The 26,999-nt window shown below is 67.7% G+C and carries 29 protein-coding genes; 15 read left to right on the top strand and 14 right to left on the bottom strand.

Going from position 1 to position 26,999, the window contains the following annotated elements:
* Positions 1-7: 7 nt before the first annotated feature.
* Genes VGP60_RS24085 through VGP60_RS24070 form a run of 4 tightly spaced genes read left to right on the top strand, consistent with a single transcriptional unit; the run spans position 8 to position 3,655 of the window.
* Positions 8-1,150 (top strand): acyl-CoA dehydrogenase family protein, encoded by a 1,143-nt coding sequence (locus tag VGP60_RS24085; protein WP_327550338.1) that lies wholly within the window; start codon positions 8-10, stop codon positions 1,148-1,150.
* Entirely contained in the window at positions 1,147-1,914 is a 768-nt protein-coding gene (locus VGP60_RS24080; protein ID WP_327550337.1) for an SDR family oxidoreductase, read from the top strand. Before VGP60_RS24085 ends, VGP60_RS24080 begins: the two co-directional genes overlap by 4 nt.
* Complete coding sequence (locus tag VGP60_RS24075; protein ID WP_327550336.1) at positions 1,907-2,500, top strand: TetR/AcrR family transcriptional regulator; 594 nt, start codon at positions 1,907-1,909, stop codon at positions 2,498-2,500. The genes VGP60_RS24080 and VGP60_RS24075 overlap by 8 nt, the downstream gene beginning before the upstream one ends.
* A 3-nt stretch (positions 2,501-2,503) precedes the next feature.
* Positions 2,504-3,655 carry an acetyl-CoA C-acetyltransferase gene (locus tag VGP60_RS24070; protein ID WP_327550335.1) on the top strand — a complete coding sequence of 384 codons (1,152 nt, stop codon included), beginning with the start codon at positions 2,504-2,506 and terminating at the stop codon, positions 3,653-3,655.
* 103 nt (positions 3,656-3,758) lie between these two features.
* Here the strand turns inward: VGP60_RS24070 and VGP60_RS24065 are convergent, their stop codons facing one another.
* The 6 genes from VGP60_RS24065 to VGP60_RS24040 are packed head-to-tail and all read right to left on the bottom strand — an operon-like array spanning position 3,759 to position 8,995.
* A complete protein-coding gene (locus tag VGP60_RS24065) occupies positions 3,759-4,775 on the bottom strand; it encodes a protein kinase domain-containing protein (RefSeq protein WP_327550334.1) in 1,017 nt (338 codons plus the stop codon).
* A complete protein-coding gene (locus tag VGP60_RS24060) occupies positions 4,775-5,587 on the bottom strand; it encodes an alpha/beta hydrolase (RefSeq protein WP_327550333.1) in 813 nt (270 codons plus the stop codon). The genes VGP60_RS24065 and VGP60_RS24060 overlap by 1 nt, the downstream gene beginning before the upstream one ends.
* 30 nt (positions 5,588-5,617) lie before the next feature.
* Entirely contained in the window at positions 5,618-6,664 is a 1,047-nt protein-coding gene (locus VGP60_RS24055) for an NAD(P)H-dependent flavin oxidoreductase (protein WP_327550332.1), read from the bottom strand.
* Positions 6,661-7,392, bottom strand: a complete 732-nt coding sequence (locus VGP60_RS24050; protein ID WP_327550331.1) for a CoA-transferase — start codon at positions 7,390-7,392, stop codon at positions 6,661-6,663. Before VGP60_RS24050 ends, VGP60_RS24055 begins: the two co-directional genes overlap by 4 nt.
* Entirely contained in the window at positions 7,389-8,249 is an 861-nt protein-coding gene (locus tag VGP60_RS24045) for a CoA transferase subunit A (protein WP_327550394.1), read from the bottom strand. The genes VGP60_RS24050 and VGP60_RS24045 overlap by 4 nt, the downstream gene beginning before the upstream one ends.
* The gene (locus VGP60_RS24040) at positions 8,246-8,995 is read right to left on the bottom strand and encodes an enoyl-CoA hydratase family protein (RefSeq protein ID WP_327550330.1); all 750 of its coding nucleotides are present in this window, start codon (positions 8,993-8,995) and stop codon (positions 8,246-8,248) included. Before VGP60_RS24040 ends, VGP60_RS24045 begins: the two co-directional genes overlap by 4 nt.
* 50 nt (positions 8,996-9,045) lie before the next feature.
* Between VGP60_RS24040 and VGP60_RS24035 the strand changes: the two genes are divergently transcribed.
* The 3 genes from VGP60_RS24035 to VGP60_RS24025 are packed head-to-tail and all read left to right on the top strand — an operon-like array spanning position 9,046 to position 11,191.
* Positions 9,046-9,795, top strand: coding sequence for an SDR family oxidoreductase (locus VGP60_RS24035; RefSeq protein WP_327550329.1), 750 nt, complete (start codon positions 9,046-9,048; stop codon positions 9,793-9,795).
* Positions 9,792-10,664 (top strand): SDR family oxidoreductase, encoded by an 873-nt coding sequence (locus tag VGP60_RS24030; protein WP_327550328.1) that lies wholly within the window; start codon positions 9,792-9,794, stop codon positions 10,662-10,664. The genes VGP60_RS24035 and VGP60_RS24030 overlap by 4 nt, the downstream gene beginning before the upstream one ends.
* Before the next feature lie 47 nt (positions 10,665-10,711).
* Positions 10,712-11,191 (top strand): pyridoxamine 5'-phosphate oxidase family protein, encoded by a 480-nt coding sequence (locus tag VGP60_RS24025; protein WP_327550327.1) that lies wholly within the window; start codon positions 10,712-10,714, stop codon positions 11,189-11,191.
* A gap of 98 nt (positions 11,192-11,289) precedes the next feature.
* Here the strand turns inward: VGP60_RS24025 and VGP60_RS24020 are convergent, their stop codons facing one another.
* A complete protein-coding gene (locus VGP60_RS24020; RefSeq protein WP_327550326.1) occupies positions 11,290-12,420 on the bottom strand; it encodes a steroid 3-ketoacyl-CoA thiolase in 1,131 nt (376 codons plus the stop codon).
* A gap of 243 nt (positions 12,421-12,663) precedes the next feature.
* Between VGP60_RS24020 and VGP60_RS24015 the strand changes: the two genes are divergently transcribed.
* Positions 12,664-13,890 (top strand): cytochrome P450, encoded by a 1,227-nt coding sequence (locus VGP60_RS24015; protein ID WP_327550325.1) that lies wholly within the window; start codon positions 12,664-12,666, stop codon positions 13,888-13,890.
* Between the two features lie 36 nt (positions 13,891-13,926).
* Positions 13,927-14,727, top strand: coding sequence for a transglutaminase family protein (locus VGP60_RS24010; RefSeq protein ID WP_327550324.1), 801 nt, complete (start codon positions 13,927-13,929; stop codon positions 14,725-14,727).
* A 179-nt stretch (positions 14,728-14,906) separates the two neighbouring features.
* On the opposite strand, the gene VGP60_RS24005 is transcribed toward VGP60_RS24010, so the two are convergent.
* Genes VGP60_RS24005 through VGP60_RS23995 form a run of 3 tightly spaced genes read right to left on the bottom strand, consistent with a single transcriptional unit; the run spans position 14,907 to position 18,103 of the window.
* A complete protein-coding gene (locus VGP60_RS24005) occupies positions 14,907-16,067 on the bottom strand; it encodes a thiolase domain-containing protein (RefSeq protein ID WP_327550323.1) in 1,161 nt (386 codons plus the stop codon).
* Entirely contained in the window at positions 16,067-17,122 is a 1,056-nt protein-coding gene (locus VGP60_RS24000) for a thiolase domain-containing protein (protein WP_327550322.1), read from the bottom strand. The genes VGP60_RS24005 and VGP60_RS24000 overlap by 1 nt, the downstream gene beginning before the upstream one ends.
* 9 nt (positions 17,123-17,131) lie before the next feature.
* Positions 17,132-18,103: a Zn-ribbon domain-containing OB-fold protein gene (locus VGP60_RS23995; RefSeq protein WP_327550321.1), complete on the bottom strand. Its 972-nt coding sequence runs from the start codon at positions 18,101-18,103 to the stop codon at positions 17,132-17,134.
* A gap of 87 nt (positions 18,104-18,190) precedes the next feature.
* On the opposite strand from VGP60_RS23995, the gene VGP60_RS23990 reads away from it, so the two are divergent.
* Complete coding sequence (locus VGP60_RS23990; protein ID WP_327550320.1) at positions 18,191-19,720, top strand: acyl-CoA synthetase; 1,530 nt, start codon at positions 18,191-18,193, stop codon at positions 19,718-19,720.
* Between the two features lie 30 nt (positions 19,721-19,750).
* On the opposite strand, the gene VGP60_RS23985 is transcribed toward VGP60_RS23990, so the two are convergent.
* A complete protein-coding gene (locus tag VGP60_RS23985; RefSeq protein ID WP_327550319.1) occupies positions 19,751-20,539 on the bottom strand; it encodes a crotonase/enoyl-CoA hydratase family protein in 789 nt (262 codons plus the stop codon).
* A gap of 61 nt (positions 20,540-20,600) precedes the next feature.
* Here VGP60_RS23985 and VGP60_RS23980 point away from each other — a divergent pair, with 61 nt between their 5' ends.
* Positions 20,601-22,208, top strand: coding sequence for an acyl-CoA synthetase (locus VGP60_RS23980; RefSeq protein ID WP_327550318.1), 1,608 nt, complete (start codon positions 20,601-20,603; stop codon positions 22,206-22,208).
* 23 nt (positions 22,209-22,231) lie between these two features.
* Entirely contained in the window at positions 22,232-23,347 is a 1,116-nt protein-coding gene (locus VGP60_RS23975; RefSeq protein ID WP_327550317.1) for a nitronate monooxygenase family protein, read from the top strand.
* 69 nt (positions 23,348-23,416) lie between these two features.
* Here the strand turns inward: VGP60_RS23975 and VGP60_RS23970 are convergent, their stop codons facing one another.
* Positions 23,417-24,178 (bottom strand): S1 family peptidase, encoded by a 762-nt coding sequence (locus VGP60_RS23970; protein ID WP_414640400.1) that lies wholly within the window; start codon positions 24,176-24,178, stop codon positions 23,417-23,419.
* A gap of 234 nt (positions 24,179-24,412) precedes the next feature.
* Positions 24,413-24,745, bottom strand: coding sequence for a PadR family transcriptional regulator (locus VGP60_RS23965; RefSeq protein ID WP_327550315.1), 333 nt, complete (start codon positions 24,743-24,745; stop codon positions 24,413-24,415).
* A gap of 221 nt (positions 24,746-24,966) precedes the next feature.
* Here VGP60_RS23965 and VGP60_RS23960 point away from each other — a divergent pair, with 221 nt between their 5' ends.
* Genes VGP60_RS23960 through VGP60_RS23950 form a run of 3 tightly spaced genes read left to right on the top strand, consistent with a single transcriptional unit; the run spans position 24,967 to position 26,429 of the window.
* Positions 24,967-25,440, top strand: a complete 474-nt coding sequence (locus tag VGP60_RS23960; RefSeq protein WP_414640398.1) for a hypothetical protein — start codon at positions 24,967-24,969, stop codon at positions 25,438-25,440.
* Positions 25,441-25,452: 12 nt separating this feature from the next.
* Entirely contained in the window at positions 25,453-25,947 is a 495-nt protein-coding gene (locus tag VGP60_RS23955; RefSeq protein ID WP_327550313.1) for a hypothetical protein, read from the top strand.
* Between the two features lie 44 nt (positions 25,948-25,991).
* Positions 25,992-26,429, top strand: coding sequence for an SRPBCC family protein (locus tag VGP60_RS23950; RefSeq protein WP_327550312.1), 438 nt, complete (start codon positions 25,992-25,994; stop codon positions 26,427-26,429).
* A gap of 195 nt (positions 26,430-26,624) precedes the next feature.
* Here the strand turns inward: VGP60_RS23950 and VGP60_RS23945 are convergent.
* The coding region (locus tag VGP60_RS23945; protein WP_327550311.1) for a fumarate hydratase C-terminal domain-containing protein at positions 26,625-26,999 on the bottom strand (375 nt) is incomplete at its 5' end.

The following is a 26,999-nucleotide window of genomic DNA, read 5'->3' as shown; positions in this document are numbered from 1 at the left end:
AGTGCCCGTGCCCGAACCCGGATTCCGCGCGCAGATACGTGGCTGGCTCACGGAAAACCTCAGCGGCGAGTTCGCCTCGGTGCGCGGGCTCGGCGGTCCTGGGCGTGAGCACGAAGCCTTCGAGGAACGGGTCTCCTGGGAACGCCATCTCGCCGGCGCGGGCTGGAACTGCGTCGGCTGGCCCGCCGAGCACGGCGGTCGTGGCGCCACCCTTGAAGAACAGGTCATCTTCCACGAGGAGTATGCCCGCGCCGGTGCGCCCGCCCGCGTGAGCCATCTCGGACAGGAACTACTCGGCCCGACACTCATCGCCTTCGGCACGCCCGAACAGCAACGCCGGTTCCTGCCGGCGATCGTGGCGGTGGAAGAACTGTGGTGCCAGGGCTATTCCGAGCCCGGCGCGGGCTCCGACCTCGCCGCGGTGTCCACCACCGCGACCCTGGAAGGCGACGAGTGGGTGCTGCACGGCCAAAAGGTGTGGACGTCGCTGGCTCAGGTCGCGGACTGGTGTTTCGTCCTGGCCCGCACCGAGCCCGGCTCGAAGCGGCACAAGGGGTTGTCGTACCTGCTGGTGCCGATGCGGCAGCCCGGCATCGACGTCCGGCCGATCCGGCAGCTCACCGGCACCTCGGAGTTCAACGAGGTGTTCTTCGACGGCGCCCGCACCGCGCGTGACCTCGTCGTCGGCGAACCGGGCGACGGCTGGCGGGTCGCCATGGGCACGCTCGCGTTCGAACGCGGAGTCGCCACGCTCGGCCAGCAGGTCGGGTTCCGGCGGGAGCTGCAGGCGCTGACCGATCTGGCCGAGGCCAACGGTTCCGCACGCGATCCGGTCATCGCGGAGCGGCTGGCCAGGGCATGGATGGGGCTCGAGGTCATGCGCTCGCACGCTCGGCGGACGCTCGGCGACTCAGCGCCCGGCGTCGCCGAGGTGTCGAAACTGGTGTGGGCCAAGTGGCATCGAGGTCTCGGGGAACTGGCGATGCAGGTGCGCGGCGCGGCGTCGATGGTCGCCGAGGACGGTTTCGACGAGTGGCAGCGGCTGTATCTCTTCAGCCGGGCGGACACCATCTACGGCGGGTCCGACGAAATCCAGCGGAACATCATCGCCGAGCGCGTGCTCGGACTCCCCAGGGAGGTACGGCCGTGATCCCGGTCCCGAAGTATCCCGAGGGCGCGAACCTGTTGCGGGACAAGGTGGTCGTGGTGACGGCCGCAGCCGGGACCGGCATCGGTTCCGCGGTGGCCAGACGCTGTCAGGAGGAAGGCGCCCAGGTCGTCATCAGCGACTGGCACGAGCGGCGGCTGACGGCCAAGGCGGCCGAGTTGGGTGACGTCCACGCCATCGTCTGCGATGTCACCAAGGAAGACCAGGTGCAGGCCCTCATCGACGGTGCCGCCGAGCGGTACGGGCGCATCGACGTGCTGATCAACAACGCCGGTCTCGGCGGCTCCAAGTCCATTGTGGACATGACCGACGAGGAATGGACCCGGGTCCTCGACGTCACGCTGAACGGGACTTTCCGGGCCACCAGGGCCGCCATCCGCCGGTTCATCGCGCAGGGCGGCGGCGGAGTGATCGTCAACAACGCCTCGGTGATCGGCTGGCGGGCGCAGGCCGAGCAAGCGCATTACGCCGCCGCGAAGGCCGGGGTCATGGCGCTGACGAGGTCCGCCGCGGTCGACGTCGCCGAGTACGGGATCCGGATCAACGCCGTCGCGCCGAGCCTCGCGATGCACCCGTTCCTGGCCAAGGTGACCACCGAGGAGTTGCTCGCCGAACTGACCGCGCGCGAGGTCTCGGGGAGGGCGGCCGAACCGTGGGAGGTGGCGAATGTGATGGTGTTCCTCGCCAGCGAGTACTCGTCGTACTTGACCGGCGAAGTCGTGTCCGTGAGTTCCCAGCATGCGTGAGGTACCAGTGAAGACGTCCAGGCGTGCCGAACTTCTGACGCTGTCCGCGAACCTGTTCGCCGAGCGCGGCTATGTTTCGACGACCGTGCGGGACATCGCCGACGCCGCCGGCATCCTGTCCGGCAGTCTCTACCACCACTTCGACTCCAAGGAGTCGATGGCCGACGAGATCATCACCGGCTTCCTCGACGAGCTTTTCGGGACATACGAAGAGATCGTGGCGGCCGATCACGGCCCGCGCGAGACGCTGGAAGCCGTGGTGGCGGCGTCGTTCGACTCCATCCACCGCCGCCCGGCCGAGGTCGCGATCTACCAGAACGAAGCCAAGCACCTGATGCAACTGCCGCGGTTCGACTACCTCAACCAGCGCAACGCCGAGTTCCGCAAGCTGTGGAACACCATCCTCACCGACGGCGTGCGCGACGGCGTCTTCCGCGCGGACCTCGACGTCGAACTGGTCTACCGCTTCATCCGCGACACGGTATGGGTCGCCGTGCGCTGGTACAACCCGGAGGGCACGCTCTCGGCGAGCGACGTCGCCAAGCAGTACCTCGGAATCCTGCTGGACGGTATCGCGAAGAGGTGAGCTATGCCTGAGGCCTACATCATCGACGCACTGCGGACTCCGGTCGGCAGGCGCGGCGGGGCGTTGAGCGCGGTGCATTCCGCGGATCTCGGCGCACACGTGATCAAGGCGCTCGTCGAGCGTAGCGGCGTCGATCCGGCTTTGGTCGACGACGTCATCCTCGGCTGTACCGACACTTTGGGTTCGCAGTCGGGCAACCTCGCGCGCACCGCGTGGCTCGCCGCCGGGCTGCCGCACCACGTGCCCGGGGTGACGATCGACCGGCAATGCGGGTCGAGCCAGCAGGCCGTTCATTTCGCCGCGCAGGCGGTGCTGTCCGGGACGATGGATCTGGTGCTGGCGGGCGGGGTGCAGAACATGAGCGCCATCCCGATCAGCGCGGCGATGCTCGCCGGGCGTGAGTACGGCTTCGACGATCCGTTCAGTGGTTCCAAGGGCTGGCAGGAAAGATACGGCAGCGCCGAGGTGTCGCAGTTCCGGAGCGCGGACATGATCGCCGAGCACTGGGACATCACCCGGGAAGCGATGGAGGAGTTCGCCTTCCGGAGCCACCGGCGGGCGATCGCCGCGATCGACGAAGGCCGGTTCGACGCGGAAACAGTGTCCTTTGAGGACTTCCGATACGACGAGGGGCCACGCCGGGACACGACGCTCGAACGGATGGCCGGGCTGAAACCGCTGAGCGAAGGTTCGCGGCTGACCGCCGCGGTGGCGAGCCGGATCTCCGACGGCGCGAGCGCGACCCTGGTGGCGTCGGAGGCTTTCGTCGCCGAGCACGGACTCACTCCCCGCGCGCGCATCCACCATCTTTCGGTGCGGGCGGCCGATCCCGTGTGGATGCTGACCGGCCCGATCCCCGCGACGGCGCACGCGTTGCGCAAGACCGGGTTGTCCATCGACGACATCGACCTGTTCGAGGTCAACGAGGCCTTCGCGTCCGTTGTGCTTGCGTGGCTCGAGGAAACCGGCGCCGACCCCGAGCGCGTGAACGTCAACGGCGGCGGTATCGCGCTCGGGCATCCCATCGGCGCGACCGGCACGAAGCTTTTCGCGACTTTGCTGCACGAGTTGGAGCGGCGCGGTGGGCGCTACGGGTTGCAGACGATGTGCGAAGGCGGCGGCACCGCGAACGTGACCATCATCGAACGGCTGTAGATCCGCCACCTGTCGACAGATGGCGATCCTTCAGGAACCAAGAGATCGCCATCTGTCGACAGATGGCGGGTGTTTCAGGGGGGCGGGACCGCGGACGTGACCATCATCGAACGGCTGTGATCTCCTCGGTGGGATAGGGCGTGAGTCGGCTTTCCCGTTGCAGCTCGCCGAAGAACTCGTTCATGACCACGGCTAGCGGCGCGTTGCGGGTGATGATCGCGGCGGCCGACTTCGGGATTCCGGTGAGTTCCTTGCCCTCGGCGCATTCGCGGACGAACGCGTCACGCTCTGGCTTGTCGTAGCCGTACAGCGCGGTGACGAGCCAGAGGACCAGTTGAGTGGCTGTGTAGCAGCGGTCGTAGCTGAGATGTTCTTGGTAGAAGGCGGATTCGGCGGGTGAATAGTCGAATCGGTCGGACATCGCGAGGCCGAAGTCCGCGAAGTAGAGGCGCTCGCCGTCGGTCAGGATATTCTGGAAGTGGGCGTCGAAATGCAGCAGGCCATGGGAGTTCATGAAGGCGACGCCGTCTTCGAGGGCTCGTTCCACGAAAGCGCAGGCCGATTCGCTGCCCTTGGCCAGTTCGGCGGTCAGCCAGTCGTGCAGTGTTTGGGGTACGTACTCGAGGAACAACACCACGCTCGACTTCGCCTGTTCGAGAGCCTCGATCCGTGCGCGGACCGCCGATGACCCTTCCCAGTACTCGACGGCTTTGTCGATGTCCCGCAGTTCCGCCGGCAGCGGCTGTGCGGACTGAGGAAGGATTCTGTGGTGGTACATCAGCGGGAAGCTCTCGTTTTGCCCGTCGAGCACCCAGCCGGTCGTCATGGTGTGCACGGCGAGCTCGCGCCAGACGCCGAAGCCCGGGCCGCCGATGCCGTACTGGCAGAAGGTGGGCAGGCCGAAGAGGTTCGCGGTGGAGTGGGCGTCGAGCTTCTCGGCGTCCGTGAGCGGGACGCGTTTCACGAAGACGGGCGTGCCCTCGATGTCGAGCAGCACCGACGTGCCACCGATGCCGGAACCGAGCGGTTTGGCATTGTCGACGAGTTCGCCGAGCTGTCGATCACTGAGCAGCGCCAACGCCGTTGAGACAGCGCTATAGGTGCTGGTGCGCGTGGCCATCAGGAGGCGGCGAACAGGGAGCGGAGGGCTTCGGCGAGCTGGGCCGGGTTGCGTTGTGGCGCCAGGTGCGTGCCGGGGACCTCGGAGAACGGCAGGCCGAGTTCCAGCGCGAGCACCTTCGCGGGCTGGTAATGGTAGTGCCCGCGGCTGCCGGCGCCCGCTATCGGTGTGATGTCGACGGGCGACTTCCGCAGCACGGCCAGGTCGGGCAGGTACTCGAAGAACGCCATGAGCTCGCGTTCGAACAGGGTCGCCCACTCGTTCTTGTTCGACAGCCGGACCGTGCGCAGGCCGGGCAGTCCGGCTCCGGCGATCGCGCCGGTGAACCGGGTGAACGCGCCCATCAGGTCGCCGTTCTCGGCCAGCTTGACCTGCTCGGCGGCCGCGTCGAGCCAGCGGTCGGCGTCCGGGAGGAGCCGGACGGCGGGCGGTTCGTGGGCGACGAGGTCGAGCACGGCGTCCGGGTGCCGGACCACGAGTTCCAGGCCGATCAGCGCGCCCGCGCTGGTGCCGAACACGGTCGCCTGCCCGGCGTCGACGTGGTCGAGCACGGCGTTGGCGTCCTCGGCGTGCCGGGCCACGGAGATCCGGCCCTCGGCGCGGTCGGTGCTCTTGAAGTGCCCGCGCCGGTCGTAGGTCACCACGGTGTACTCGTCACTGAACAGCTTGACCAGCGCCCGGTAGTCGTCGGCCGCGCCGATACCGCCCGAGATCAGCAGCAGCGGCGGCCCGTCCCCGGTCGCGCGGACGTACAGCTCACCGTCTTCGACCGGGCAGTGAGTTTCCGAGACGCGGGGACTCTCCGAGATCATGAAAGCAGTCAAGCACAAGGCTTTCCGCACTCAGAGGCTGCCCAGTCGTCCGATGGCGGCCTCGGCGTCGGTGACGATCCGCTCGACGAGTTCGGCCACCGACGGCAGGTCGGCGAGCAGCCCGACCACCTGCCCGGACGCGAGCACCCCCGCGCCGGTGTCGCCCTCGACCAGGCCCGCACGCAGCAACATCGGCGTGTTGGCCGCCATCAGGACCTGTGACCAGGTGCGATCGTTGCCCCGCTTCATCGCGACGCCTTCACGCACCAGCGCGCGCCACGAGCCGCCGGTGAGCCGCCGGAACCGGACGGCGTTGCGCGCGGCGCGGGCAAGCCCCATCGCGGGACCGGACCGTTCGAGCGCGTCGACCAGGTCCGTGCGGAGCACCCGGTGCGGCATACCGTCAACCTTTCGAGTGACAACCGTGTCGGTGAGTCCACGTTCGAGGTATGCGCGCTTGACGGCGTCCGGTACCGTGCTCTCCCTGGTCAGGAGGAAGCGGGTGCCCATCGCGACCCCCGCGGCGCCGTACGCGAGCGCGGCGGCGAGCCCCCGGCCGTCGAAGAACCCGCCGGCCGCGACCACCGGGATGTCGACGGCGTCGAGCACCGACGGCAGCAGCAACGTCGTCGCGACCCCGCCGGTGTGGCCGCCGCCCTCGCCACCCTGGACGATGACCGCGTCGGCGCCCCAGCCGGCCACTTTGACGGCGTGCCGGGCGGCGCCGATGGACGGGATGACGACGACGCCGTTGTCCTTGAGCCGCGCGATCATCTCCTGGCGCGGCGCCAGCGCGAAGGACGCGACCCGTACGTTCTCCCGGATCAGCAGCTCGACCCGTTTCGGCGCGTCCTCGGCGTCGGCCCGCAGATTGACGCCGAAGGGCCGCGAGGTGCGGTTCTTGGTCTCCTTGACGGCCGCTTCGAGCTCGTCATAGCTCATCGTCGCGGACGCGAGAATGCCCAGCCCGCCGGCTTCGGCCGTCGCGGAGACCAGACGTGGACCGGCGACCCAGCCCATCCCGGTCTGCACGATCGGATGCCGGATGCCGACGAGCTCGGTCAGCGCTGTCTTCACGACGGGACTTCCTTGTCCCGCAGGGACTTCGGATCGATCACCTCGCGCAGCAGGCGAAGCTCCTCGTCGGTCGGCAGGCGGGATTCGGTGGTGACGCTGGTGTCCAGCTCGAACGTAGTGGCCGCCACGACTTCCTTCACCGTGACGCCCGGATGCACCGACAGCAGGCGCGGGGCGTGGTCGGTGCCGCCGAAGTCGAGTACGCCCAGGTTGGTCACCACGCGGTAGACGTCGTGGAACCGTTGTCCCGCTTCACGAGCACGCGCGAAACCGACACCGGAGACGACGTCGACCTCGTCCACGAACACGCGTTTGCTGTGCCGCGGCACCCAGTAGCTGGTGCGGTGGTTGACCGTGTTGCCGGGCCCGCCGCGCACCCCGAGCAGCTGCTTCTTCGGCCGTCGGTGATCGCCGATCGCGGAGATGTTCTGGTTGCCGTGCCGATCGACCTGGTTGGCGCCCATGACGACATGCCGTTTTCCGTGCGGTACCACGGTATCGAGGACTTTGCGGAACGGCTGCCAGCCTTCGACGACCGGTTTCTCGCCGGCGTCACCGGCGAGCAGGAACGCCTCGCCGTCGGACATCAGGAGGTCGGGTTCGAAGGTCAGGCGTGCCAGCCGGGCGCCCAGTGACGGCAGGAAACCCATCGGGCTGATGACGATCTCACCGTCACCACGGAACAACTCCGCACAGGCGACGGCCGCGACTTCCGCGCGGGTACTCATGCGGCCTCCGTGAACTTGAGGACCTCGGCTTGGTAGCGGGCTTCGCCGCCGGAAAGGAACCTGTCGACGAAGCCCGGCCAGGCATCGAGGTCCTTCGCGGATTCGGCGTAGTGCCGTTGGAACCGTTCGTCGCGGCCGTAGTCCGGGGCGGCGGTGGTGAAATGGGCGCCGCGCGGGGTTTCGATCACGCCGTCGACGCTCGCGCGGTTGAGCAGCAGGCTTTGGACCGGGCCTTCCGCGAGCAGCTCCGAGGTGTCGACGACTTTTTCCACCGACACATAGCTTTTCGTGGCCGCGAGCGCGTAGAGGTCGTCGAAGTACGGGTCCGGGCCGAGGTACTGCGCGTTGCCACGGGCGTCGGCCCGGTTGAGGTGGATCAGCGCGGCGTCGAGGTTCAGCGCGGGAACGGCGAGCAGTTCTTCGCCGTCTTCGTAGGGGGAACGGACGGTGCGCAGTCCGGGGTTGAACACCGTGACGTCCGAGCCGAGCCCGGCGCGGGTCGGCAGGAACGGAAGCCGTTGCGCGGCGGCGGAAAGCCCGGTGCCGAGAATGCCTTCGTCGTACTCGGTCACCTCGATCTCGCCCGCTTCGCGCACCCGGTTGAACCACGGGTCGAACGGGATCGAGTCGAGCGTGACGAATCCGAAAACCAGCCGGCGGATCTTGCCCGCGGACGCCAGCAGGCCGACGTCCGGGCCGCCGTAGGAAACGATCGTCAGGTCTTTGAGAGGCGATCGGAGGAGCGCGCGGACCAGGGCCATGGGTTTGCGGCGTGAGCCCCAGCCGCCGATGCCGATCGTCATCCCGTCGGCGAGTTCGGCGACGACCTCGTCCGGTGTCATGCGCCTGTCCATCAGGCTCCCTTGCTGTCGAGGAAGTCTTGCCTTGCCGCGTCAGAGACGCCGGCGAGGTTGAGTTCGAAGGTGAAGCCCTGCTCGTACCGGTAGCTGCGGTGCACCGGCTGGACGTCGATGCCGTTCAGCGCCTGTTTCGCGGCGCGGATGACCCGGGTGTCCTTCGCGGCGATCTGCCGGGCGACACCGAGCGCGGTCTCGTCGAGGTCCTCGCGCGGGACGACGGCGAACACGGAACCGTGGTGGTGCAACTGTTTCGCGTCGATCGTGCCGGCCGTGTAGTACAGCGCGCGCATGAGGTGCTGGGGGACCAGCCGGGACAGGTGTGTCGCCGCGCCGAGCGCGCCGCGATCGACTTCGGGCAGCCCGAAGGTCGCGTCCTCACTGGCGACGACGATGTCCGCGTTGCCGACGAGCCCGACACCGCCGCCGAGGCAAAACCCTTGTACCGACGCGATGACCGGCACCGCGCAGTCGTAGACGGCGGAGAACGCGGCGGCGCAACCCTGGTTCGCGCCGATGAGCGCGGAGTAGCCCTTGTCGCGCTGGATCTCCTTGATGTCGACGCCGGCGTTGAACCCGCGGCCCTCCGCGCGGAGCACGACGACGTGGGTCTCCGGATCGGCTCCGGCCGAGGTGACGGCGGCCGCGAGATCGAACCAGCCTTGAACGGACAGGGCGTTGACCGGGGGAGCGTCGACCGTGACGACGGTGATCCCGGGCTCTGGTTGGTGCGTGGTGATGGGCATCGGCGCCCTTTCGGGTTACAAACCTAGCACTTGCTTGGTACGTTAGCAGGGTGCGCGATCCGGGTACAGCGGTGAACCTTGGCCTTGACGACGCCGTCGTGCTCGTCACCGGCGGCACGCGTGGCGTGGGCGCGGGAATTTCGCGTGCTTTCCGGCGTGCGGGCGCCCAGGTCGTGACGTGTGGGCGCACGCCGCCCGAAGACACGGCGGACTTCTTCGGGTGTGACGTCCGCGAGCCCGAGCAGATCGACGCGCTGATCGCGTCGATCGTCGAGCGGTACGGACGGCTCGACGTCGTGGTCAACAACGCGGGTGGCGCGCCACCGGCGCAAGCGGCGACGGCGTCGCCGCGGTTCCATTCGAAGATCGTCGAGCTGAACCTGCTCGCTCCGCTGCTCGTGGCGCAGCGGGCGAACGCCGTTATGCAGCAGCAGGATTCGGGTGGGGCCATCGTCAACGTGAGCAGCGTGAGCGGGACCCGGCCATCTCCGGGCACCGCGGCTTATGGCGCCGCCAAGGCCGGTCTCGACAATCTGACGGCGAGTTTGGCCGTCGAGTGGGCGCCGAGGGTCCGGGTCAACGCGCTCGACGTCGGCCTGGTCCGTACTGAGCTTTCCCACCTGCACTACCACGCCGATGTGGTGGCGAAGACCGTCCCGTTAGGACGGTTGGCAGAGCCGGACGAAGTCGGCAACTGCGCGGTGTTCTTGGCTTCACCACTGGCTTCTTACGTCAGCGGCGCGACCCTGGCCGTGCACGGTGGCGGCGAAGTCCCCGCTTTTCTCCGGGAGGAATCGTGACGGGAATCTTGGACGGCCGCGTCGCCGTCGTCACCGGCGCCGGTCGCGGAATCGGCCGCGCGCACGCGCTGGCGTTCGCGCGCGAGGGCGCGGCGGTGGTGGTCAACGACCTCGGGCCGGCGCGGGACGTCGTCGCGGAAATCGAGGCGGCGGGCGGGAAAGCTGTCGCGAGCAACGAGGACATCGCCGACTGGGACGCCGCCGGACGGTTGATCGAGACCGCGCTGGAGTCGTTCGGGCGGCTCGACGTACTAGTCAACAACGCGGGCTTTCTCCGCGACAGGATGCTCGTCAACCTCAGCGAAGACGAGTGGGACGCGGTCGTCCGGGTGCACCTGAAGGGGCATTTCGCGCCGATGCGGCACGCGGCGGCGTACTGGCGAGCCGAGTCGAAAGCCGGGCGGAAACCCGACGCGCGGGTGATCAACACGAGTTCGGGCGCGGGGCTGTTCGGCAGTGTGGGGCAGGGGAACTACTCGGCGGCCAAGGCCGGGATCGCGGGTCTGACGCTGGTCGCCGCGGCGGAGTTCGCGCGCTACGGCGTGACGGTGAACGCGATCGCGCCGGCGGCTCGTACCCGGATGACCGAGGTGGCTTTCGCGGCGGACATGGCGGCGCCCGAAGAGGGTTTCGACGCGATGGCCCCGGAAAACGTGTCCCCGCTGGTCGTCTGGCTGGCCAGTGCGGAGGCCGCGGGGGTGACCGGGCGGATGTTCGAGGTCGGCGGCGGGCGGGTTTCGCTGACGCTGGGCTGGCGGCACGGCCGGGTCGAGGACAAGGGTGCGCGCTGGGAGCCTTCGGAGCTCGGGCCGATCGTCGCGCGGCTGATCGACGAGGGGCCGGATCCCGAGCCGGTTTACGGCGCCTGACCAAGCGTTTGAGGGAAAGTGTCGGTGGGCGGTGCGACACTGCGGGGATGACGTCTTGGCAGCAGTTCGAAATCGAAGCGCCTGATCTCGCCGCGAAGGTGCGCGCGAAGTTTCTCGCGGAGAAGGAGCATGTACTGGCTACCTTGCGCCGCGACGGTTCGCCCAGGGTGAGTGGCAGCGAGGTCGACTTCAAGGGGCCGGATCTCCTGATCGGCTCGATGCTCAACGCCGTGAAGGCGCGGGATCTCCAGCGCGACGGCCGGTTCGCCATCCACGCCTCGCCGAAGGTCGAGGACGGCGGCGACGCGAAGGTCTCCGGAGTGGCCCACGAGGTCACCGACCCCGCGGAAGTGAAGGCGCTGCAGGGAAACGACGAACCCGCGCACGTGTTCCGCCTCGACCTGACGGAGGCCGTGTTGACCTGGGTCGACACCGACACGCTCTACATCGATACCTGGCAGGCGGGCAAACCGCTGGTCCGATTCGCCCGGCCCGGCAACGGCCCCGCCATCCGCACCGAGCTCTAGCCCTTCTCGCCATCTGTCGACAGATGGCGATCTCTTGGGGACTGAGAGATCACGAGATGTCGACATCTCGTGGCTTGGGGAAAGCCCCGGGCGCGGGGTTAGAGGCGTTCGATGATGGTGGCGGTGGCCATGGCGCCACCGGCGCACATGGTGATGAGCGCGGTGTTGCCGTCACGGCGTTCGAGTTCGTGGAGGGCGGTGGTGATCAGCCGTGCCCCGGTGCTGCCGACGGGATGTCCCAGTGCGATCGCGCCGCCGTTCACGTTGACCTTGTCCTCGTCGGGCTGGTGCACGCGCTGCCACGAAAGCACCACGGACGCGAACGCTTCGTTGACTTCGTAGAGGTCGAGGTCGCCGATCGTCATGCCGCTGCGCGCGAGAACCCGCTCGGTGGCCGAAACGGGCCCGTCGAGGTGGTAGTAGGGCTCCGCGCCGACGAGCGCTTGGGCGACGATGCGGGCGCGGGGACGCAGGCCGAGGGAGCGCGCGCGGCCGGCGTCCATCAGCAGGACGGCCGAGGCGCCGTCGGAGATTTGCGACGACGAGCCCGCGGTATGGACGCCGCCTTCCATCACGGGCTTGAGCTTCGCCAGCCCTTCGACACTGGTTTCGCGCAGGCCTTGGTCACGGCCGACCAGTTCCGAATCGGCCTTCACCGGCACGACCTCGCGGTCGAAGTACCCGAACGCCCACGCCACCGCGGCTTTCGCCTGCGAGGCGGCACCGAACCGGTCGACGTCTTCGCGGGTGAGCTGGCGGCGGGCGGCGATCCGCTCGGCGGCGCCGTACTGGTTCGGCATGTCGATCGACCACGAGTCGGGCCGGGGCGAACCGACGTCGGCACCGCGGTTGGCGCCCAGCGGTACCCGGCTCATCGCCTCGACCCCGCAGGCCACGCCGACGTCGAGAGCGCCCACGGCGATCAGGCCCGCGATCAGGTGGGCGGCCTGCTGCGCGGAGCCGCACTGCGCGTCGATGGTGGTGGCGCCGGTCGTCTGGGGGAGGCCGGCGTGGAGCCAGGCCGTCCGCGTGACGTTGCCCGCCTGTTCGCCCGCCTGCGTGACGTTGCCGCCGATGACCTGCTCGACCAGTTCCGGGTCGAGCCCGGCGCGGTCGAGCAGCCCTCGTTGCGCGGCGCCGAGGAGTTCGGCGGCGTGCAGGCCGGACAGCCAGCCATTGCGCTTGCCGATAGGGGTGCGCACGGCCTCGACGATGACGGGTTCGCCCACCTGCGTCTCCTTTGTCCAGCGGCTTCGATGCCCACTAAAACTAGAACACGTTCCGGTTTTGCGCAAGACATCACAAGGTCAACCGCCATTTGGCTCCCGCGTGCAAGGACTCGTCCTACCAGGAGTTATGTCGTCTCGATCGGTGAAGTAAACGGCTTTAACCGAAACCCTTTCCATAGTTAACGCCGTATGCTCTAATCGGGTTTAGAACGTGTTCCAGGCATTCGGGCACAGGAGGTACTAGTGGCGACGCCGCTGATCCCCACCGGTTTCGATTTCACCGATCCGGACATCTACGCGACCCGGCTGCCGCTGGCGGAGTTCGCCGAACTCCGCCGGACCGCGCCGGTCTGGTGGAACCCGCAGCCCCGCAATCTCGCGGGCTTCCAGGACGACGGTTATTGGGTCGTCACGCGCCATGAAGACGTCAAGGAGATCTCGCGCGACAGCGAGCTCTTCTCGTCGAGCGAGAAGACCGCGATCATCCGCTTCGACGAGAACATGACCGAAGAGCGGATGAACGCCAATCGGCTGATCATGCTCAACATGGACCCGCCGCAGCACACGAAACTCCGGCGCATCGTGTCGAAGGGCTTCACGCCGAAGTCGATCGCGAAGCTGGAAGACGCCTTGCGCGACCGGGCCGAACGTATCGTCGAGGGCGCCAAAGCCAAGGGCTCCGGCGACTTCGTCACCGACGTCGCCTGCGAACTTCCCTTGCAGGCCATCGCGGAACTGCTCGGCGTGCCGCAGGAAGACCGGCTCAAGATCTTCGAGTGGTCCAACCAGATGGTCGCCTACGACGACCCGGAGTACGACCTCGAACCGCTCGAGGCGTCGGCCGAGCTCGTCGGCTACGCCTGGAATATGGCCGAAGCGCGCCGCAAATGCCCGATGGACGACATCGTCACGAAACTCGTCCAAGCCGACATCGACGGCGAAGCACTGGCGTCCGAGGAATTCGGGCTGTTCGTGATCCTGCTTGCCGTGGCGGGCAACGAAACCACGCGCAACGCGATCACACACGGGATGAAGGCGTTCATCGACCACCCCGAACAGTGGCAGCTCTACAAGGAACAACGCCCCCGGACCGCGCCGGACGAGATCGTCCGCTGGGCGACGCCCGTGGTCGCCTTCCAGCGCACCGCGACCAGGGACACCGAACTCGGCGGACAGAAGATCAGCAAGGGCGAACGGGTCGGAATGTTCTACAGCTCGGCGAACTTCGACCCCGAGATCTTCGACGAGCCGGAGAAGTTCGACATCCTGCGCGACCCGAACCCGCACGTCGGTTTCGGCGGCACCGGCTCGCACTACTGCATCGGCGCGAACCTCGCCCGGCTGGAGATCGACCTCATCTTCAACGCCATCGCGCAGGCGATGCCGGACATCAGCGAGGTCTCCGCCCCCGACCGGCTGCGGTCCGGCTGGCTCAACGGCATCAAGCATTATCAGGTCAAGTACACCTGATCGGCGCCTCAGCGGTCACGATGGGACCATGGCGCCATGACCCGCGCCCTGATCGACGTCGAGATGTCCTTTCGAGTCACCAAGCCGGGCCGCGCCGCGCTCTCGGTCGCCGTCGCCGAGGGCGGCACGGTGGACAGGTCAGCCCTCGAATTCCTCGGGCAGCCGGTGCCTTACACAACGGCAGATTTCGATCACGGCACCTTGGTGCACGTGCTCGACCTGCCGCTCGGTGACGTCAAACTGCACTACACCGCCGAGCGCACGCTCAGGATCGTCGAGCCGGCGGCGATCACCGACGCGGAACTCGTGCTCTACACGCGGCCGAGCCGCTACTGCCCGTCCGACCGGATGGGCGGGATCGCGATGGCCCGGTTCGGCACGCTGCCGACAGTGCGCGAGCAGGTCGACGCCATCGTCCGGTACGTCAACGAGCAGCTGGCCTACGTCGTCGGCGTCGGCGGCCCGAACGACGACGCGATCGACAGCATGCTTGCCGGGCAAGGGGTTTGCCGCGACTTCGCGCATCTGTGCGTCGCGTTGTGCCGGGTGATCGACATCCCCGCGCGGTTCGTCGCGGTCTACGCGCCCGGACTGTCCCCGATGGACTTCCACGCCGTGTTCGAGGCCGCGATCGACGGCCACTGGTACGTGTTCGACGCGACACACCTGGCGCCGCGCAAGAGCATGACCCGCATCGCGACCGGCCGCGACGCCGCCGACACGGCGTTCCTCTCCACCCTGGGCAGCGAGATCGAGTTCGAGTCCAGCACCGTGCTCACCACCGTCGAGCCCGACCTCCCCGACGAAAACTGGTCCGAACTCGTCACCCTCGCCTGACCCGAACTTCCGAATATGTCGACAACTTCCGTTAGCGAGCCTAACGGAAGTTGTCGACATATTCCGGAGTTTTGGGACGGCTCGCCGAGGAAAACGCCACTTTCCGGCCGCTGAACCCCCGAATATGTCGACATATTCGGAAGCGTGAGCGTGGGGAAAGTGTCGACATATTCCCCGCGTCAGGGTTTGGCGGAGCCGACGACCCACATGGAGAAGTACTGGGAACCGCCGCCGTACGCGTGGCCGAGCGCGACACGGGCGCCGTCGACCTGGTAGTCGCCCGCGCGGCCCATGACCTGCTTGGCGGCCTCGGAAAACCGGAGCATGCCGGAAGCGCCGATCGGGTTCGAGGACAGGACGCCGCCGGACGGGTTCACCGGCAGACGTCCGCCGAGCGCGGTCTCGCCCGCTTCGGTGACCTTCCAGCCCTCGCCCTCCGCGGCGAAACCCAGGTTCTCCAGCCACATCGGCTCGAACCACGAGAACGGCACGTAGATCTCCGCGGTGTCCACTTCGGACAGTGGATCGGTGATCCCGGCTTCCTTCCACAGCGCGGCCGCGGCGTCGCGACCGGCCTGCGGGTTGACCTGGTCGCGCCCGGCGAAGGTGGTCGGCTCGGTGCGCATCGCCGTCGCGTGGATCCACGCCGCCCCACCGGGAACGGCGTCGCCGGCGGCCTCGTCGCCGAGCACCATCGCGCAGGCGCCGTCCGACGAGGGGCACGTCTCGTCGTAACGGATCGGGTCCCACAGCATCTGCGACGCCTGCACCGACTCGACCGTGATGTCCCCCTGCCGCAGATGCGCGTACGGGTTCAGCGAACCGTTACGACGGTCCTTAGCGGCCACGATCGCCCCGATGTGCTCGGGCGCGCCGGACCGCCGGATATACGACCGGACATGCGGCGCGAAGTAGCCGCCCGCGCCCGCGCCGACGGGCATCTGGAACGGCGGCAGGATCGACAGCCCCCACATCGCGTTGGACTCGGACTGCTTTTCGTACGCCACCGTCAGCACCCGCCGGTGCACGCCGGCCTGGACGAGCGAAGCCGCGACCAGCGCCGTCGACCCGCCGACCGAACCCGCGGTATGCACCCGGATCAACGGTTTCCCCGTGGCACCAAGGGAATCGGCCAGGAACAGCTCCGGCATCATGACGCCTTCGAACAGGTCCGGCGCCTTGCCGAGCACGACGGCGTCGATCTCGTCCCAGCCGACCTGTGCGTCCAGCATCGCCCGGTCGATCGCCTCCCGGATCAGCCCGGGCATCGAAACGTCGAGCCGCTTGGCCTTGTGATGTGTCTGCCCGGTCCCGAGCACCGCCGCGAGTTGCTTGCCCATCAGTCCCGAGCCTCCATCACGCACACCAGGTTCTGTTGCAGCGCCGGGCCGCTCGTCGCGTGCGCGAGCGTCTTGCGAGCGTCACCCGACAGGATTCGACCGGCCGCTTCACCGATACGAGCCAGTCCGGCGGCGAACATCGGGTTGCCGACGAGCACGCCGCCCGACGGGTTGATCCGCACCTGGTCGCCCAGGCCCAGCGCCTCGCGCAGGATCAGCTCCTGGTGCGTGAACGGCGCGTGCAGTTCGGCGACTTCCACCCCGTCGACACCGATCGCGCGCCCGGCCGCTTCGGTCGACGGCGAGCGTGTCAAGTCCCGCGCTCCCAGCACGGCCGAATCGACCCGATGCTCGATCCCGGTGATGATCGCCGGATGCTCGACAAGCTCCCGAGCCCGCTCGGCCGACGCCAGGACGACCACCGCGGCACCGTCGGTGATCGGCGCGATGTCGTGCGCCCGCAACGGATCGGCCACGAACGGCGAATCCAGGAGTTCGGAGACGTCGACGTCACCGGAGAACTGCGCGTGCGGGTTGCCCACGGCGTCCGCGCGGCTGCGCGCGGCCACCTCGGCGAGGTCCTTTTCGGACCAGAGCCCGGCGTCGAGCCCGAGCCGCGCCTGGATTCCGGCGATGCTCACGGAATCCGGCCACAGCGGCGCGACCACGTACGGATCCAGTTGCAGCGCGAGGACCCGGCGCAGGTTCCCGGCCGACGACTTGCCGAAGCCGTAGACGAGCGCGGTGTCGACTTCGTCCATCCGGATCTTCAGCCACGCCTCGTACAACGCCCACGCGGCGTCCATCTCGACATGCGACTCGTGGATCGGCGGGAAGGCCCCGATCGCGTCGACCGCCGCGATGAACGAAAACGCCCGCCCGGCGAGGTAGTCCGAAGATCCCGAACACCAGAACCCGATGTCCTTCTTGGACAGCCCGGTCCGCGCGAAGACCTCGGAGAAGATCGGGACGAGCATCTCGACGCCGTTGGTGGTGCCTTCGGTCGCCCGAACGTTGGGCGCCTGGGCGAAGCCCACAATCGCCACGTCAGCCATGTCGAACTCCTAGAGGTGGTGGGCGAACGACTCGTACGGCGCGTCCGGTTCCCCGGTCGGCTCGAAATGGTCGATGTTCTCCAGCGTCGTCCGCCACTCGTCGCGGGGTTTCCACGCCGCGCGCACGCGCAGTCCCATCCGGACCTCGGCCGCGTCGCAGCCGAGCACGAGATGCAGGAAGGCGATGTCGGCGCCGTCGAGGAGGATGTACGCGGCGACGTACGGCGGTTTGAGGCGCTGGCCGAGGAACGGCACGTTGACGATGCAGAACGTGGTCACGATGCCGGTGTCGGGCAGTTCGACGGCGTCGGTGGTCGGCACGCCGTCGGTCGGGCAGGCGCCGCGCGGCGGGATGTAGACCTTTTCGCACGCCGCGCAGCGCTGGCCGATCAGCTTGCCTTCGGCGAGCGCACGCAGATAACGGCTTTCCTCCGGTGACACGGAATGCAGGTAGCTCAGGTGGACCGGCGTGATCACCGTGCTGACCGGCGCGCCCTCCTCCCGCTTGGCGACCGGCGGCGGGGCGGGCGTCGGCGTCGCGTCCTCTGGTGCGTCAGCGGCGACGAAGTACGCGATGTCCCGGATGTGCCCGACGGTTTCGTCGGCCCACTTGACCCGCACCCGCATACCCGTGTGGACGGTTTCGGCGTCGACGGCGTGCAGCATTGACGTATCAGCGCCGTCCAGCTTGATCAACGCCCAGGCGAACGGCCGCTGAAGGGGTTGTCCCTCAAGGGGTTCGGACATCCACGACCACGAGACCACGACGCCTTCGGTGCCCACGGGCACGAACTCGCTCAGCGGCGCGGCGGTCACCGGGTCGTATTCGACCGGCGGCACGTGCACGCGGCCGTCGCTGCCGCGGATGCCCTCGATCCGGCGTTCGCGCAGGCCGTTCACGAACCGGCCGAGCACGGGCCCGGTCGAGCGGGTGTAGTCGAAGCCGACATTCAGCGGTGCGGACAGCGGTGCGACAGTCACCTTCGAAGTGAAACACGTTCTCGAAATCTCGGCAAGACGTGTACCCAAACCCTTGTCGATGAGTGGAACGCGTTCTAGATTCGAGCTATGTCCACTTCTATCGCCACCCTCGGATTGTGGAAGATCGCCGACGAGCAGCCGGACCGCGTCGCCGTGGTGGACCCGGCCGGGCGGGAGATCACCTACGCCGGGCTCGCCGCCAAAGCCAACGCGTACGCCCTCGGCCTGAGAAGCCTCGGCCTCGAGACCGGCGACGCGATCGTGGTGCTGCAACCCAACGGTGAGGAGCTGCTGGCGGCGTACTTCGCGGCCATCCAGACCGGCCTCTACATCGTGGTCGTCAACTGGCACCTGGTCGGTCCCGAGGTCGCGTACATCCTTTCCGACAGCGGCGCGAAGGCGTTCCTCGCCCATGAGCAGTTCGCCGCGGTGGCCAAGACCGCGGCGGACGAAGCCGGCATCCCGTCGCAAGGACGTTTCGCGGTCGGCGACGTCGAGGGCTTCCGGCGGATCGAGGAGCTCGGCGCGGGGGAGGGCGAAGGGCGCCCGGACGACCGGACCTCGGGGTCGCCGATGTTGTACACCTCGGGCACGACCGGGCGGCCGAAAGGCGTCCGGCGTCCGCTCACCGGAGCCGACCCGGACCAGGTGCCCGCCGCGTCCACCTGGTTCTTCGGCATCTTCGAGCTCGCGCCGTTCGACGATCACGTGCACCTCTGCGGCTCGCCGCTCTATCACACCGCCGTGCTCAACTTCGTGGCGATTTCGATCCAGCTCGGGCATACCGCGGTGCTGATGGACCGCTGGGAACCCGAGGAGATGCTGCGGCTCATCGAGCGGCACAAGGTGACGCACAGCCATATGGTCCCGACCCAGTTCCGCCGGCTGCTCGCGCTGCCCGACGACGTCCGCGCGAAGTACGACCTGTCGTCACTGCGGAACATGATCCACGGCGCCGCGCCCTGCCCGATGGAGGTCAAGCGGCAGATGCTCGAGTGGTGGGGCCCGGTCGTCACCGAGTACTACGCCGCGACCGAGGGCGGCGGCACGACGATCTTCGGCACGGACTGGCTGCGCAAGCCCGGTTCCGTCGGCCTGCCGTGGCCGAACTCGGTCGTCCGCGTGCTCGACGACGCCGGTGAGGACGTCCCGGCGGGCGAAATCGGGACCGTGTACCTGAAGATGGGCTCGGCGACCTTCGAGTACCACAAGGACAAGGAAAAGACGGAGAAAGCCCGCGTCGGCGACCTGTTCACGCTCGGCGACGTCGGACATCTCGACGAGGACGGCTATCTGTACCTGCACGACCGCAAGGCCGATCTGATCATCTCCGGCGGGGTGAACATCTATCCCGCGGAGATCGAGGGCGAGCTGATCATGCACCCGAAGATCGCCGACATCGCCGTGTTCGGGGTACCGCACGAGGACTGGGGTGAGGAGATCAAGGCCGTCGTCCAGCCCGCCGAGGGCGTCGAACCGAGTGACGCGCTGACGGCGGAGATCCTCGACTACGCGCGCACCCGGCTCGCGAAGTTCAAGCTGCCCAAGACGATCACGTATCTCACCGAGCTGCCGCGGGATCCCAACGGGAAGTTGTACAAGCGCAAACTGAAGTGATCGGGGGGGCACTTTGGCGAGAAAGTGCGGTCAGTGGCCCTTGAAGTGCGGAGTGCGCTTTTCGGCGAAGGCGCGGGGGCCTTCCTTCGCGTCTTCGCTCTGGAACACCTTGATGCCGTACTGCGCTTCGAGTTTGAACGCCTCCTCTTCGTGCAGGCCCTCGGTGTCGCGGATCGTGCGCAAGATCGCTTGCACGGCAAGGGGTCCGTTGGCGGCGATCTTGTCGGCGATCTCCAGCGCCCGCTCGAGCGCGGTGCCGTCCGGCACGACATGACCGATCAAGCCGTACTCCTTCGCCTCGGCGGCGGTGATATGCCGCGCGGTCAGCAAAAGATCGGCGGCGACGGTGTACGGGATCTGGCGCGGCAGCCGGACCGCGGACCCGCCCATCGGGAACAGACCCCAGCGCGCCTCGGCGACGCCGAATTTGGCGCTCTCGCCGGCGACCCGGATGTCGGTGCCCTGCAGGATCTCCGTGCCGCCCGCGATCGCCGCGCCTTCCACGGCCGCGATCAACGGCTTGGTCAGCCGCCGCCCCTTGAGCAGTCCCTCGATGCGCGCGGGGTCGAACGAGCCGCGCTCATAGGCGTCTCCGGGGGAGTTCTTCGCCATCGACTTGAGGTCGGCGCCCGCGCAGAACGCGCCGCCGGCGCCGGTGAGCACGCACACGCGGATGTCCGGGTCCTGGTCGACCCGGTTCCACGCGTCGACCATGATCGCCATCATCTCGCCGGAGATCGCGTTGCGTACCGCCGGCCGGTTCATGGTGACGATCAGGGTGTGGCCGCGTTTCTCCACCAAAGCGTGCGGTTCGGTCATGCCGCTCCTTTTCAGCGTAACGCCCATTGCCCAGAACGATAACATGTTCTACTTTGACTGAGTGGCACTCAACCTCGCGGATCTCATCGAGCACGCCGTCGACGCCGTGCCGGATCGCACCGCGGTCATCTGCGGCGACCGGCAGGTCACCTTCGCCGAACTGGAGGTGCGGGCCAACCGGCTGGCGCACCATCTGTCGGCACACGGAGTGGAACCCGGCTCGCATATCGGTGTCTACTCAAGAAATTCCATCGAGACGCTGGAAACGATGTTCGCGGCGTACAAGCTGCGCGCGATCGCGGTCAACGTCAACTACCGTTACGTACAAGGGGAACTGCGGTACCTGTTCGGCAACGCCGACCTCGTCGCACTCGTGCACGAGCGGCAGTATTCGGACAAGGTCGCGGACGTCCTGCCGGATACGCCGAAATTGAAACACGTTGTCGTCGTGGAAGACGGCAGCGACACGGACTACGCGCGCTACCACGGTGTCAGCTACGAAACGGCATTGGCGGAAAGCTCACCCGAGCGTGACTTCGGCGAGCGCAGCGCGGACGACCTCTACATCCTCTACACCGGCGGCACCACGGGTTACCCCAAGGGCGTGCTGTGGCGGCACGAGGACATCTGGCGCGCGCTCGGTGGCGGGATCAACTTCGTCACCGGCGAGTACGTCCCGGACGAATGGACCCAGGCGGAGCAGGGAAAAGCGGGCGCGCTGGTCCGGCTCCCGGCCGCGCCGCTCATCCACGGCGCCGCGCAGTGGGCCGCGTTCGGCGCGCTGTTCACCGGCAGCCCGGTGGTGTTCGTGCCCCATTTCGACGCCCACGACGTGTGGAAAGCCGTGCAGGAGCACAAGGTCCAGGTGCTCACGATCGTCGGTGACGCCATGGCCCGCCCGCTGATCGAGGCCTATGCGAGCGGCGGCTACGACGCGTCCTCGCTCGTCGCGCTTTCCAGCCACGCCGCGCTCTTTTCCCAGAGCGTCAAACAGGAATTCCTGAAGCAGCTGCCGAATCTCGTGATCACCGACGCGATCGGTGCCTCGGAAAGCGGCTTCACCGGGATGGGCATGGTGAGCAAGGACGTCGACTATTCGGCGGGCCCGCGGGTGAACTTCGACAACCAGGCCGTACTGCTCGACGACGACGGCAAACTGGTGGAGAAAGCGCCCGGCGCGGTCGGCAAGATCGCCCGCAAGGGGCATGTCCCGCTCGGGTACTACAAGGACCCGGAGAAGAGCGAGAAGCTTTTCGTGGAGCTCGACGGCGTTCGTTATGTCGTGCCCGGCGATTACGCGCGCTATGAGGAGGACGGGACCGTCACTCTGCTCGGGCGCGGCTCGCAGTGCGTCAACACCGGCGGGGAAAAGGTGTTCCCCGAAGAGGTGGAAGGCGCGCTCAAGGCGCATCCTGACGTGTTCGACGCGCTCGTCATCGGCGTCCCGGACGACCGGCTCGGCCAGCGCGTCGCCGCGGTGATCCAGACGCGACCGGGTCAGACTCCCGATTTCGCGGGGATCGAGGCCCATGTGCGCACCGAGATCGCCGGGTACAAGGTGCCGAGAACCCTTTGGCTGGCCGAGGAAATCGGGCGGTTGCCGAGTGGAAAGCCGAACTATCCCTGGGCTCAGCAGTACGCCAAGGACAATGATCCCGCCTTCGGTTAAGGCGTGGCTAGGAAAGGACGGCTGTGCGGACCTCCCTGTGTGACACGCTCGGCATCGACCTCCCGATAGTCGGGTTCACCCCGTCCGAGCATGTCGCGGCGGCCATCAGCAAGGCGGGCGGCCTCGGCGTGCTCGGCTGCGTCCGGTTCAACGACGCCGCGGAGCTCGAGAAGGTCCTCTGCTGGATGGACGAGAACACCGGCGGCAAGCCGTACGGTGTCGACATCGTGATGCCGGCGAAGATCCCGGCCGAGGGTACTTCGATGGACCTGTCGAAGCTGATCCCGGACGAGCATCGGTCCTTTGTGGAGCGAACGCTTCAGCAACTCGGTGTCCCGGAACTGCCGGAGGACGTCGACGAGCGCGCCGGGGTACTGGGCTGGCTGCATTCCGTGGCGCGATCGCATGTCGAGGTCGCGCTGAAGCATCCGATCAAGCTGATCGCGAACGCGCTCGGCTCACCGCCGTTCGACGTCATCGAGCAGGTGCACGCGAAGGGCGTTCCGGTCGCCGCGCTGGCGGGCAAGGCCGAGCACGCGGTGCGGCATGTCGAGAACGGCGTCGACATCGTTGTGGCACAAGGATATGAAGCCGGTGGACACACCGGCGAGATCGCTTCGATGGTGCTGATCCCGGAGATCGTCGACGCCGTCGGCGACCGGGTTCCGGTGCTGGCCGCCGGGGGAATCGGCTCCGGGCGGCAGGTCGCGGCCGCGCTGGCACTGGGTGCATCGGGGGTGTGGATGGGCTCGTTCTGGCTGGCCACCGAGGAATACCTGCAGACCATGGGTGACTCGGCCGCGATGCAGGAAGCCTTGGTGAAGGCCGGTTCTTCCGACACCGTCCGCACCCGGATCTACACCGGGAAACCCGCGCGGCTGCTCAAAACCCGGTGGACCGAGGCCTGGTCCGCGCCGGACGCCCCGTCGCCGCTGCCGATGCCGTTGCAGAACCTGCTGGTTTCCCACGCGCACAACCGGATCCATCTCTCGAAAGATCCGACGGTGGTGTCGATGCCGGTGGGCCAGATCGTCGGCCGGATGGACCGGGTCCGCCTGGTGGCCGACGTCGTCGCCGAATTGGTGCGGGGTTACGAGGAAGCGGTGACCTACCTCCGAAACGCAAGTGCGGCTGGGTAGGTGGCTCGTGAGTGGCTACGAGTGTTCTAACACCCGTAGCCACTCACGAGCCCGGAGCTTGCGGAGGGCTTACAGCGTGGCCGCGGCGGCCGCGATCTTGGCGGCGAAGGTACTCACCTCGGTGTAGACACCGGGCTTGCCGGCCCTGGCGCAGCCTTCGCCCCAGCTGACGATGCCGACCTGGATCCAGGCATTGCTGGCGTCGCGGCGGAACATCGGGCCGCCGGAGTCACCCTGGCAGGTGTCGATGCCACCGGTCGCCATTACCCCGGCGCAGATCTCCGCACTCGAGATGAGGCCGGCGTAGCTCCCGCCGGCCGCCTTGCACGTGGCGTCACTAACGAACGGCACCTTCGCCTTGAGCAGGTAACGCTGCTGTGCGCCGCCTTCGGTCGCGGAGCCCCAGCCCGCGATGTCGAACGTGCCGCTGTTGTACGCCGTCGTGGTGGCGATCGGCAGCTTCGCGATCGTGGTCACCGGTGAGGCGAGCTTGATCAGCGCCCAGTCGCCACCGGTGCTCGTCGGGTAGGTCGGCGAGCGGTAGACGTAGGTGGACTTCACCTTGGTCGTGCTGGTGCTCTGCAGGTCGACGTTGCCGAGGGTGGCGGTGATCGTCGTGTTCGCACCCGTGCCCGATACGCAGTGCGCGGCGGTCAGCACGATCTGGCTGGTGTACAGGGCCCCACCGCAACCCATGGACAAGCGGACCATCCAGGGGAACTCGCCCTGCGCGGCCCTGGTTCCGCCGACGACGTTGGTCGACGGCGGGACGGCGGATTCCGTGGCGGAGGCGGCGGGGGTGACCACGGCCAGCACGGCCGCGGCGCAGATCCCCACGATGGCGGTGTTTTTGAGCAGGGTGAACCATTGCTTAGTGCTCAACGGATTAGTCCTTCCGGTGTCCACAGTGGAAACTGGGCGCTTACGGTGGTCAGATGACTACAGCAGAGAGACGCCCATCGCGGATACCGACTTTCTGCGCATCTTTGGGGCATTGACCCCTATTGCGACGTGTGCGTGATCATCCAACCGCGATCCGGCCCCCGAATGGACCAGAACGGCCGATTACTGACTGGTCCGCCGCACGCGGAATCCTCGGGGGAGCAGCTGGTTGGACAGGTCGAGCAACACCGTGCGGCACTCGAGCAGCGAGTCGCGGCCCTTCTTCGTCGCGCGGTACACGCGCCGGGAGTGCCCGTCGACGACGACCTGCCGGGAGATCAGCAGGCCCGCGGTCTGCATGCGGTGCAAGAGCGGGTACAGCGTGCCGGGGGAGATCTTGTACCCGTGCCGTGCCAGTTCTTCGCTCATCCAGGCGCCGTGCACCTCGCCGTCGGCCGCATGATGCAGCACATGCAGCCGGACAGCGCCCTGCTGGAACTCGCGAACCACGTCCATATCGATAGCCGATATCGTTCGCCGTGACCGGCGGCGTGTCAACCTTTGCCGGGTGACAGCTTTCCTGGTCTCGGCGAGCACGGTGTTGTTACTGATCACGACGTTGCTCGGGGTGGTGGTGCTGGGCCTGGCGCGGGGGCGCGGCGGAACGTCAAGCCTTTCGTGCAACCCCGGACGGGGTCCGGTCCGTCTTGGTCCACATGAGGTGCATAGCGAAATTCGTGGGTGCGGGTGCCGTCCTGTTCGCGGTGACGGCCTGCGCCGGCCAAGGAACGCCGGCGGCGGACCCGGCGGCGAAGCCGGAGCTGTCGACGAGTGCCAGTGTGGCGCCACCGTCGCCCAGTGACATAGCCACGCCCACGCCGGGACGGCCGAAGCAGGTCGTGCCGGAAGGCACCACCGAGGTACCCGCGAAGCAGATCGACTCGTCGGCGTTGCCGGCGGACTACCCGCGGGACGTGACCACCAGCAACGGCGGCACCGTGCTCTCCATCAGGGCACAGGAAGGCGGCTGCGGCCGGGTGAGTGCCGCGGTGGCCGAGCAGACCGCGCAGCGAGTGGTGGTCAACCTCAAGGAGACGAAGGCCCAGACCAACCAGATGTGCACGATGGACATCCGGACCCCGGTGATCTCGGCGACGCTCGACGCGCCGCTGGCCGCGCGGACCCTGGTGTTGACCGTCGAGCCACGTTAGGAGGCACGGACCATGAGGAACACAGCGAAGATCGTCAGTGTGGGAGCCGTTCTGTTCGCGATCACCGCGTGCGGCAGCCCGCAGGCCGCCACCACTCCGGGAAGCGGCGGCGGCGGGCTGGAAACCGGTGCCCCGCAGGCGGAACCGGGTGCGGGGCAGACAGCGGTACCGGGACGCCCGCCGCAGATGCCGCCGGAAGGCAGCGCCGCGCTCCCCGCCGCACAGCTCGACGCCAAGGGCTTGCCTTCGGGTTTCCCGCAGGAGGTCTACCGCGGCCGCAACGAAGACGTCGTCTACATCAAGGCGGAAGAGGGCGGCTGCGGCCGGGCCGTCGCGACGCCGGTCGAGCAGAGCGCCGAACGCGTGATCATCACCCTCACGGAGGACCCCGGCGCGCCGGGCCAGATGTGCACCATGGACATCCGCTACCCGGTGGTGGCGGTGAAACTGGACGCGCCGCTCGGTGAGCGGACCGTCGTGCTGAACAAGGAACCGCGCAACCGGTAACCGCTCAGCGGGTAGGGGCGGAGCGGGCACCTTACGCTGGTGTCATGGCAAAACGTCAGGTATCGGGCACCGCCACGGTGGCCGCTCCGCCGGAGAAGATCTTCGAGCTGTTGACCGACCCCTCGAAGCACCCGCTGATCGACGGTTCGGGCACCGTGAAGGCCTCCCGCGAGGGAAGCCCGCAACGGCTCGAACTCGGCGCGAAGTTCAGCATGGACATGAAGATCGGCGCGCCCTACAAGATCGAGAACACCGTGGTGGAGTTCGAAGAGGACCGGCTCATCGCCTGGCGCCACTTCAACGGCCACCGCTGGCGCTGGGCGCTCAAGCCCGTCGAGGGCGGGAAGACCGAGATCACCGAGACCTTCGACTGGTCCACGGCGAAGATGTCGCTCCTGATCGGCCTGAGCCCGTTCCCGCGCAAGAACAAGCAGGGCATCGACCGGACCCTCGCCCGCCTGACCGAAATGTTCCCCGGCTGAGACTCCCGCCATCTGTCGACAGATGGCGGGAGTCACATCAGCCCCAGCAGTCCCAGAATGCAATGAACGGACCGTTCCTCTCAGTTTTTGAGAGGAACGGTCCGTTCATTGCACGTCCGGGATTCGCGAGATGTCGACATGTTGTGATCTCTTACGAACTAAGAGATCGCCATCTGTCGACAGATGGCGAGCGGGTCAGCTGCGGAAGCTGATTTGCAGCACGGGTTCCGAGGTGGCGGCGAAGAAGTCGTTGCCCTTGTCATCGATGACGATGAAGGCGGGGAAGTCCTCGACCTCGATCTTCCACACGGCTTCCATGCCGAGCTCGGCGTACTCGAGCACGTCGACCTTGGTGATGCAGTCCTTGGCGAGGCGGGCCGCCGGGCCACCGATGGATCCGAGGTAGAAGCCGCCGTGCTTGGCGCACGCGTCGGTGACCTGTTGCGACCGGTTGCCCTTGGCCAGCATCACGTGGCTCCCGCCGCCCGCTTGGAGCTGCTCGACGTAGGAATCCATGCGGCCTGCGGTCGTCGGTCCGAACGAGCCCGACGCGTACCCTGCCGGCGTCTT

This window comes from Amycolatopsis sp. (genome assembly GCF_036008905.1).
In the GTDB taxonomy this organism is placed as follows: domain Bacteria; phylum Actinomycetota; class Actinomycetes; order Mycobacteriales; family Pseudonocardiaceae; genus Amycolatopsis.
This window is presented reverse-complemented; position numbering and strand designations above follow the sequence as displayed.

What these genes read in the sequence shown, in the direction of transcription:
- VGP60_RS24070 (WP_327550335.1), top strand. Translation starts at nt 2,504, where the DNA reads ATGCCTGAGGCCTACATCATCGACGCACTGCGGACTCCGGTCGGCAGG.
- VGP60_RS24075 (WP_327550336.1), top strand. Translation starts at nt 1,907, where the DNA reads ATGCGTGAGGTACCAGTGAAGACGTCCAGGCGTGCCGAACTTCTGACG.
- VGP60_RS24040 (WP_327550330.1), bottom strand. Translation starts at nt 8,995, where the DNA reads ATGCCCATCACCACGCACCAACCAGAGCCCGGGATCACCGTCGTCACG.
- VGP60_RS24000 (WP_327550322.1), bottom strand. Translation starts at nt 17,122, where the DNA reads ATGGCTGACGTGGCGATTGTGGGCTTCGCCCAGGCGCCCAACGTTCGG.
- VGP60_RS23955 (WP_327550313.1), top strand. Translation starts at nt 25,453, where the DNA reads ATGAGGAACACAGCGAAGATCGTCAGTGTGGGAGCCGTTCTGTTCGCG.
- VGP60_RS24060 (WP_327550333.1), bottom strand. Translation starts at nt 5,587, where the DNA reads ATGATCTCGGAGAGTCCCCGCGTCTCGGAAACTCACTGCCCGGTCGAA.
- VGP60_RS23990 (WP_327550320.1), top strand. Translation starts at nt 18,191, where the DNA reads ATGTCCACTTCTATCGCCACCCTCGGATTGTGGAAGATCGCCGACGAG.
- VGP60_RS24025 (WP_327550327.1), top strand. Translation starts at nt 10,712, where the DNA reads ATGACGTCTTGGCAGCAGTTCGAAATCGAAGCGCCTGATCTCGCCGCG.
- VGP60_RS24050 (WP_327550331.1), bottom strand. Translation starts at nt 7,392, where the DNA reads ATGAGTACCCGCGCGGAAGTCGCGGCCGTCGCCTGTGCGGAGTTGTTC.
- VGP60_RS24010 (WP_327550324.1), top strand. Translation starts at nt 13,927, where the DNA reads ATGACCCGCGCCCTGATCGACGTCGAGATGTCCTTTCGAGTCACCAAG.
- VGP60_RS24065 (WP_327550334.1), bottom strand. Translation starts at nt 4,775, where the DNA reads ATGGCCACGCGCACCAGCACCTATAGCGCTGTCTCAACGGCGTTGGCG.
- VGP60_RS23965 (WP_327550315.1), bottom strand. Translation starts at nt 24,745, where the DNA reads ATGGACGTGGTTCGCGAGTTCCAGCAGGGCGCTGTCCGGCTGCATGTG.
- VGP60_RS23950 (WP_327550312.1), top strand. Translation starts at nt 25,992, where the DNA reads ATGGCAAAACGTCAGGTATCGGGCACCGCCACGGTGGCCGCTCCGCCG.
- VGP60_RS23985 (WP_327550319.1), bottom strand. Translation starts at nt 20,539, where the DNA reads ATGACCGAACCGCACGCTTTGGTGGAGAAACGCGGCCACACCCTGATC.
- VGP60_RS24005 (WP_327550323.1), bottom strand. Translation starts at nt 16,067, where the DNA reads ATGGGCAAGCAACTCGCGGCGGTGCTCGGGACCGGGCAGACACATCAC.